We start from the raw sequence: 1,927 nt of genomic DNA, 5'->3' as shown, positions 1-1,927 counted from the left end.
AAAGAAAATCGAACATTGAAAAAAGAAAAAAGTCAGTTGCAAAAAGAAGTTGGTGTATTAAATAAGGAAATCAGCTCATTAAAAGCTCATATAAGAGGGTTACAGACTAATATAAAGGTTTTATATGAACAGACGAAAAAGGCCTTTAAAGACAAATTTCAGACGTTTAGAGGGATTATTAAAAATGAATTGGATAATAAAGGCGTAGATAATCATTTTGAAGGTGAACATAAGAAGAGGGAAAAGAATAAACATCGAGGGTTTGATATGGAAAGATAGGCGTGATAATGGGAGAAAAGAGAATTAATTTTAACAGATGGAAACCTTTAACAACACATTTCATGTTATTATAAAGAAAGACGTATAAACGAGAAAAACCGCCCAAGCTTTGGTCGGCGAGGCGGTTTTTCATAATAAGGTTGGAATCAACCAATGCATATTCTATATACATTCTAACATATAAAAGTTGATTCCTTCCACTAAGGGAGAGAATTATTTTATGACAAAAGTTGTAGATTTTGGACAAGCTGAAAAAAAGGCGAAAATGAGAGATAGTAAGATTGATAGTATTTATAATCAGTTGCAAGCCGGTGGTTATTCAGAAGAAGAGAAAGCAATGCTTTTACAGTTATTAAGTAAGGCGACTGGTGGAGAAGAATATTTTATTGCAAAAAAGAAAAAGCCAACAGATCGGGTGAGGTTTGTGCAAATTATTATGGATAATTACAATTACCTGAGTGAAATTAATTATTTAACTACAGCTGAAAAAGCGTTTTTAATGGATTTAATACCTTATGTAGAATTTAAAACGAATATTTTGGTTGAAAGAATAAGTAAAGAAAACGAATTTGACTCTGATAGTGCAACGCCTAGTTATCTTGCTAGAAAGTTAAATAGAACTAGAGGGAAAGTATCAGAGTTAATGAATGGTTTAATGAAAAAAGGATTATTAGCAGTTGCAGAAACTGGAACAACTACAGAAGATGGTCGTATTTGTACAAGTCGTACATGGTTTGTAAATCCAAATATTATGTGTTGTTCTCCAAAAGATGGAGTAGATAAAGCAACTCAAAAAATCTTTAAAAAATCACTTAAAAATTTTGTAACTGACGATGGTAAAAAACATAAGTTACCAATTTATTTATTTTAGATGTCATTTTATATTGACATCTTTTTTTTATTTTATTTTCCGTTTTTTAGGTGTTCCCTTTTGGGTACACAGGTGTTCCCTTTTGGGTACACCCTATATCTCATAAACCCTTGATATTACTGACTTTCTTCACTTTGCTCTTCTCACTCTTATATATGGAGCTAAAAGTTCCGCAAGGAACGGGTCGTATTTTTGAGAAAATCACTCAAAAATCTCCACCCTCAACATCAAAAAGTCGGTTCGTTCATCCTCACCTAAAGGCTACTGCCTTTTCTTTTTGATGTTGTCCTTGCAAAACTTTTTTCGGCTCGTGTGCTTTTCTCGCCAAGCCGAAGGACAAAAAGCAATGCAATGGTTCTCGGCTTGGACTAGCAAGTATACGAGCCGAACCGCCAAGATCAGTCGTCCTAGATTTGTTCTTATTCGTTATGATGATACGTTTTAAACCGTGGGGTCTCGTCCCCACACGACGAGCCAGCACTCCAAACAAAAAGCAAAGGAAGGTCAAAAAACAAAGAGGAAAAATCCCTCTTTGTTTTGCTCGCCCTGTTAGGGGCAAGCTACGGGATTACCATGGTCTCCCCAAAAACGGTGTTTTTGACTTGGTAGGAGATTCCTACAACCTTTACCGTTTTTTCTGTCTCGAAATTTCATTTTTGCGTCTGAAAACGGTTGTCGCTTCACTCGATTTGCAATATATAAAAAGACAAGGTGAAAACAAAAAAACTAGCCCCTGCAAGAGGTGCTAGTTGACGTAAAATTCGTTATCAGAAGTTA

Annotated in this window: 2 protein-coding genes and 1 pseudogene; 2 read left to right on the top strand and 1 reads right to left on the bottom strand. The window is 35.0% G+C overall.

Annotation, left to right across the window (positions count from 1 at the left end):
• Positions 1-279: pseudogene (locus LOK41_RS27975) on the top strand (plasmid recombination protein); the annotation flags it as partial.
• A 220-nt stretch (positions 280-499) separates the two neighbouring features.
• Entirely contained in the window at positions 500-1,150 is a 651-nt protein-coding gene (locus LOK41_RS27970; protein WP_241819352.1) for a MarR family transcriptional regulator, read from the top strand.
• A 250-nt stretch (positions 1,151-1,400) separates the two neighbouring features.
• Here LOK41_RS27970 and LOK41_RS27965 read toward each other — a convergent pair whose 3' ends face one another.
• Positions 1,401-1,616 (bottom strand): hypothetical protein, encoded by a 216-nt coding sequence (locus LOK41_RS27965; protein ID WP_241819351.1) that lies wholly within the window; start codon positions 1,614-1,616, stop codon positions 1,401-1,403.
• Positions 1,617-1,927: the final 311 nt, after the last annotated feature.

Origin of the sequence: Bacillus sp. TL12, assembly GCF_022625245.1 — a bacterium.
GTDB lineage: Bacteria > Bacillota > Bacilli > Bacillales > Bacillaceae_G > Bacillus_A.
Note: the sequence above shows the minus strand (reverse complement) of the source record. Positions and strands in the feature narration are given on the sequence as shown.

What these genes read in the sequence shown, in the direction of transcription:
- LOK41_RS27970 (WP_241819352.1), top strand. Translation starts at nt 500, where the DNA reads ATGACAAAAGTTGTAGATTTTGGACAAGCTGAAAAAAAGGCGAAAATG.